Genomic DNA, 5,158 nt, shown 5'->3' on the forward strand with positions numbered 1-5,158 from the left:
GAGCGGTGTGTGCTGACCGACGTCGGCAGCACCAAGGAACAGGTGGCGGCGTTCGCCGCCGCGCAGGGGCTGACGCACCGGTTCGTGCCCGGCCACCCGATGGCGGGCACCGACCGGGCCGGCCTGACCGCCGCCCGGGCGGACCTGCTCACCGGCGCGGCCTGGGTGCTCTGTCCGGCCCCCGGGCCGGCGATCACCGCGTTCCGCTGGCTGGCCGCGCTGCTGGTGGAGCACTTCGAGGCCCGGGTGGTGCCGATGTCGGCCACTGAGCACGACTCGGCCGCCGCGCTCGCCTCACACGTGCCGCACCTGCTCGCCGGCGCGCTGGCCGGTGCCGTGCAGCGCGCACCACTGCGCGACGCGATACTCGCGCTCGCCGCCGGCAGCTTCTCCGACGGCACCCGGGTCGCCGGGACCCCGGCCGATCGGACCGCCAACATGCTGCTGGGCAACCGGGACCAGGTGCTGCGGGAGTTGGCCGAGGTCACCAGGTTCCTGGACGACCTGACCACCGCGCTGCGCGCCGACGACGCCGCCGGGCTCACCGCCCGGTACGACGAGGCGCGCGCCGCCCGCGCGGCGCTGCGCGACCGGCGGTTCGACGCGGACGACAGGCGGTTCCCGGCCGGTGGTGACCACGCCGCAGAGGTGTCCTGGCTGCGGGAGCTGGGGGTGAGCGGCGGCCATCTGAGCGGTCTGCACGTCGACGCGGACACTGTCTCCTACGCGGCGCGGCGTCCCGTGGCTGACTAGGCTGAGGGGCATGGCGGTGGACGGTCCGGTGGTGCAGGTGCGCGGCGAGGCGTACCAGGAGGTGCCGCCCGAGCTGGCCCGGTTCGCGGTCACCGCGACAGCCCGCGACCGGGACCGGGAGGCGACGCTGACCCGGTTGGCCGAGCGGGCCGCGGCGGTCCGGGTGCTGTTGGACGGCTCCGGGCCGGCGGTGGCCCGGCGGGAGACCGGCGACCTGCGGGTGTGGCCGGAGACCCGGCGCTCGGGTGAGCGGGTGGTCGCCTGGCACGGCAGTGTCACCACCACCGTCACCGTCACCGACTTCACCGCGCTGGGTGAGCTGATGCTCCGGCTCGCCGACCAGGACCAGGTCGAGGTGGCCGGCCCGTGGTGGGAGCTCCGTCCGGACAGCCCCGCCCATCGTGCGGCCCGGCACGCCGCGATCAGCGACGCGCTGCTGCGCGCCCGGGAGTACGCGGAGGCGCTGGGCGCGCGGGTCACCTCGTTGATCGAGCTGGCCGACGCGGGCCCCGTCGACCGGCCGATGTTCGCCCGTGCGGCCTTCGCCGGGGCCGCCGACGCGGGCGGTCCGCCGGAGCTTCAGCTGGACCCGCAGCCGCAGACCGTGCAGGCGGCCGTGCAGGCGCGGTTCACCATCAGCGACCCGGTTCTGGGCTGATGCCGCCGGCCCGGGTGCTCTCCGTCGACGAGCTGGTGGCGCGGGCGAAGGCGCTCGCCGAGGCGGGCCCGCGACAACTGCTCGGCATCGCCGGCGCGCCGGGGGCCGGGAAATCCACCCTGGCGGAACGGATCGTCGCCGAGGTCGGGTCGGCCGCCTGTCTGGTGCCGATGGACGGCTTCCACCTGGCGCAGGCGCAGCTGGTCCGCCTGGGCCGCGCCGACCGCAAGGGCGCGGCGGACACCTTCGACGTCAACGGGTACGTCTCGCTGCTGCGCCGGTTGCACCGGTTGGAACCGACGTCGGTCTACGCCCCGGAGTTCCGCCGGGAGTTGGAGGAGCCGGTGGCCGGCGCCATCGAGGTGCTGCCCTCGGTCCGGCTGGTGGTGACCGAGGGCAACTACCTGTTGTTGCGGGATTATCCCTGGCAGGAGATCCGACCGCTGCTGCACGAGGCGTGGTTTCTCGACCTGGAGGCCGAGGTGCGGCACCGCCGGCTGACCGCGCGGCACGAGGCGTTCGGTAGGTCCCCGGAGCAGGCGCGGGCGTGGGCGCTGGGCAGCGACGAGGCGAACGCGGCCCTGATCACCCCCACCGCCGACCGGGCTGACCTGGTGGTCCGCCTGTCGGAGCCCCCGCCGGCCTGACCACGGGCCAGCCGGGACGCGCTACTGCTCGACGCCGCGTCCTGGGCGGCTCATGTCCCCGGTGCCGGGCGTCCCGGCGGCGAGGCCGTACCGCAGGAGCACCGCGCCCCTGCCGGAGGTGGCTGGCGGTTCGAGCAGGGTCAGGTTCGCGGGCACCGCGCCGCCGTCGAACACCTTCTTGCCGACACCCAGCACGATGGGGAAGATCCACAGGTTGAGCTGGTCGAAGAGGCGCTCGTGCAGCAGCGTCTGCACCAGGTTCAGGCTGCCGATCACGTGGACCTTCTCGTGCTTGTCCCGCACCGCCCGGACGGCGGTCGCCAGGTCGGGTCCGAGGTGTGTCGAGCCCTCCCAGCCCAGATCCGGGTTGCCGCGTGAGGCGACGTACTTCGGGATGCTGTTGAACAGGGTGGCGATTCCGCCGTCGACGCCGTCGGCCTGGTGCGGCCAGTACGCGGCGAAGATGTCGTAGGTCCGGCGGCCCAGGAGCAGCGCGTCCATGCCCCGCATGCCGTCCATGACCTGGCGACCGCCCGTCTCGTCGAACAGGGGCGCCTGCCACCCTCCGTACGGGAAGCCTTCGGGGTCCTCCTCGGGACCACCCGGCGCCTGGGCGACCAGGTCGAGTGTCGCGAACAGGTCAATGTGGATCGTGCCCATGCTGTCCTCCGTGTTCCCGCTCGAGTTAGCCCTCGATGGCGCACCCTAGTCGAGTTGACGGACGGGTCGGGCGGGGTTGCCGACCGCCACGACGTTGGCGGGCAGGTCCCGGGTGACCACGGCGCCCGCCCCGACGACGGTGTTCACGCCGATCGTCACGCCGGCCAACACGATCGCGCCACCGCCGAGCCACACGTTGTCGCCGATGGTGATCGGTCGGGCCGCCTCCCACTTGTCCCGTCGCGGGCCGGGCTCGACCGGGTGTGTCGGGGTGAGCAGCTGCACGTTCGGGCCGACCTGGACGTCCGCGCCGAGGGTGATCCGGCCGACGTCGAGGAAGACGGCGTTGTAGTTGACGAAGCTGCGCGGGCCGATTCGGATCTGCCAGCCGTAGTCGCAGTAGAACGGCGGGCGGATCCAGGTGTCCTCGCCCAGTTCGCCGAGGAGGTCCCGCAGCGCCGCGATCCGGGCCTGGGGGTCGTCGGCGGGACTGGTGTTGAAGCGTTCCATCAGCCGGGCGGCCCGGGCCAGGTCGGCGATGATGTCCGGATCGTCGGCCAGGTACGGCTCGCCGGCGAGCATCTTGTCCTTCATGGAGGTCACCGCCCGATCATGCCGGCCCGGTTCGTCGGCTCGTGGCGGGTCCGTCATTTTTTGTACTTCATTTTGCATACCCAGTATGTAATTGTGGGATGTCAATGCGACTCCCATGTATCAAAGACGCTTGACCAGGAGGATCCGTTGCATCAGACAAGAAGATTGGCCGCCGTCGGCCTCGTGCTCACGCTGGCGCTCTCCGCGCCGGCTCCCGCCTCAGCCACGGCCGCCGCGCCCGCCGGTGCCCCGGCCGCCGCCCCGTCGACCGGGTACGAGCCGTCGACCGGCTACGAGCGCCCGGCCGCCACCCCGTCCGCGCCGCCGTACCCGGTCTCCGGTCACCCGGCGCCCGGCCAGCCCGGCTACCCACAGCCGGCCGCCGGTCACTACCCCGGTGCCCCCTGGTACGCGGGTCAGCAGTCCGGCTGGGCCGGCGGGGGCCAGCCGGGCATGGCGTACGGCCAGCACCAGCAGCACCAGCAGCACCAGCAGCACCCCGGTCTGCACGCTCAGCACCCGGGCCAGCCGGTCCCGCCGTGGGGCCCGCAGGTCGCGCCGCCCGGCAGCGGTCCCCGACCGGGGCGGATCGCCAAGTTCGCCGGTGCCGGCGTCGCGGTGTTCGCGCTGATGCTCGGTTCCGGCGTGGCCGGTGGGGCGCTCGCGCTCGCCCTCGACGGCGACAGCGGCGGCATCACCCGCACCTACTCCGCGGCCCCCGTGATCAATGGCGCGGACCTGCCGAAGATCGCCGCGTCGGTGCAGGACAGTGTCGTCTCGATCACCACCGACAGCGGTGAGGGCTCCGGAGTGGTGCTCAGCGCCGACGGGTACGTGCTGACCAACAACCACGTTGTCGCGTCCGCCGCCGGTGACGCCGTGCGGGTGGTCTTCGCCGACGGCAAGACCGCCGATGCGAAGATCATCGGCACCGACCCGAAGACCGACCTGGCCGTGGTGAAGGCCAGCGGGGTGAGCGACCTCAAGCCGGCGAAGTTCGGTGACAGCGACGCCATGCAGGTCGGCGACCAGGTGCTCGCCCTGGGCAGTCCGCTCGGCCTGCAGGGTTCGGTGACCTCGGGCATCCTCAGCGCCCGCGACCGCACCATCCGCGCCGGTGAGGGCCAGCCGCAGGACCCGCGCCAGCAGCAGAGCCAGACCGTCAGCTCGATCTCCGGCCTGCTCCAGACCGACGCGCCGATCAACCCCGGCAACTCCGGCGGCGCGCTGGTCAACACCCGGGGTGAGGTGATCGGCGTCAACACCGCCATCGCGACCTCCGGGCAGAGCACCGGCAACATCGGCGTCGGGTTCGCCATCCCCAGCAACAAGGCCAAGGACGTCGCCGGCAAGCTCCAGCGTGGCGAGAAGGTCAGCCACCCGTCGCTCGGGGTCGGCGTCAACCAGGCCGAGGGCGGCGGCGCGCTCGTCGCGTCGGTCACCCCGGGCAGCCCGGCGGAGAAGGCCGGCCTCCAGCGCGGCGACGTCGTCACCCGGTTCGGCGACAAGCCGGTCAACGACTCGGACGACCTGGTCGGCGCGGTGCAGGCCGGCAAGGTCGGCGACCGGGTCGAGGTGCAGTTCAAGCGCAACGGCGCCGAGAAGTCGGTGACCGTCACGCTCGCCGAGACGTCCTGACCACCACCTGAACCTGCTTCCTCCCTCCGGCGGCGGGTGGCGGGGCCGAGGGGGTCGGCTCCGTCACCCGCCGCTTCTTCCGCCGGACGGCGGTTCACCCGGATCGGGTGAACCGCCGTCACCCGTCTGCCCGGCAGATTCGGTTGGCGAGTTTCGGCGACCGGAACCGGGGGTGGGTGCCATGACCGACGTGGTGGGTGTGCGTGAC

Annotated in this window: 6 protein-coding genes; 4 read left to right on the forward strand and 2 right to left on the reverse strand. The window is 73.1% G+C overall.

All coding sequences use genetic code 11. From position 1 onward, the window contains the following. The 3 genes from KBX53_RS21490 to KBX53_RS21500 all read left to right on the forward strand — a co-directional run. The coding region (locus KBX53_RS21490) for a prephenate dehydrogenase/arogenate dehydrogenase family protein (RefSeq protein WP_210861253.1) at positions 1 to 753 on the forward strand (753 nt) is incomplete at its 5' end. Between the two features lie 10 nt (positions 754 to 763). Continuing rightward, positions 764 to 1,411 (forward strand): SIMPL domain-containing protein, encoded by a 648-nt coding sequence (locus KBX53_RS21495; RefSeq protein ID WP_030337548.1) that lies wholly within the window; start codon positions 764 to 766, stop codon positions 1,409 to 1,411. Next, positions 1,411 to 2,058 (forward strand): nucleoside/nucleotide kinase family protein, encoded by a 648-nt coding sequence (locus KBX53_RS21500; protein WP_210861255.1) that lies wholly within the window; start codon positions 1,411 to 1,413, stop codon positions 2,056 to 2,058. The genes KBX53_RS21495 and KBX53_RS21500 overlap by 1 nt, the downstream gene beginning before the upstream one ends. 21 nt (positions 2,059 to 2,079) lie before the next feature. On the opposite strand, the gene KBX53_RS21505 is transcribed toward KBX53_RS21500, so the two are convergent. Beyond that, positions 2,080 to 2,718, reverse strand: a complete 639-nt coding sequence (locus KBX53_RS21505) for a dihydrofolate reductase family protein (protein ID WP_030337550.1) — start codon at positions 2,716 to 2,718, stop codon at positions 2,080 to 2,082. Between the two features lie 45 nt (positions 2,719 to 2,763). Next, complete coding sequence (locus KBX53_RS21510; RefSeq protein ID WP_309140824.1) at positions 2,764 to 3,321, reverse strand: sugar O-acetyltransferase; 558 nt, start codon at positions 3,319 to 3,321, stop codon at positions 2,764 to 2,766. A 138-nt stretch (positions 3,322 to 3,459) separates the two neighbouring features. On the opposite strand from KBX53_RS21510, the gene KBX53_RS21515 reads away from it, so the two are divergent. Next, entirely contained in the window at positions 3,460 to 4,950 is a 1,491-nt protein-coding gene (locus KBX53_RS21515; RefSeq protein WP_247675993.1) for a S1C family serine protease, read from the forward strand. Positions 4,951 to 5,158 lie beyond the last annotated feature (208 nt).

The organism is Micromonospora sp. M51 (assembly GCF_018070305.1).
In the GTDB taxonomy this organism is placed as follows: Bacteria; Actinomycetota; Actinomycetes; order Mycobacteriales; family Micromonosporaceae; genus Micromonospora; species Micromonospora parva.

Excerpts from the sequence above, each read along its gene's own strand:
- KBX53_RS21495 (WP_030337548.1), top strand. The coding sequence starts at position 764 with ATGGCGGTGGACGGTCCGGTGGTGCAGGTGCGCGGCGAGGCGTACCAG.
- KBX53_RS21500 (WP_210861255.1), top strand. The coding sequence starts at position 1,411 with ATGCCGCCGGCCCGGGTGCTCTCCGTCGACGAGCTGGTGGCGCGGGCG.
- KBX53_RS21505 (WP_030337550.1), bottom strand. The coding sequence starts at position 2,718 with ATGGGCACGATCCACATTGACCTGTTCGCGACACTCGACCTGGTCGCC.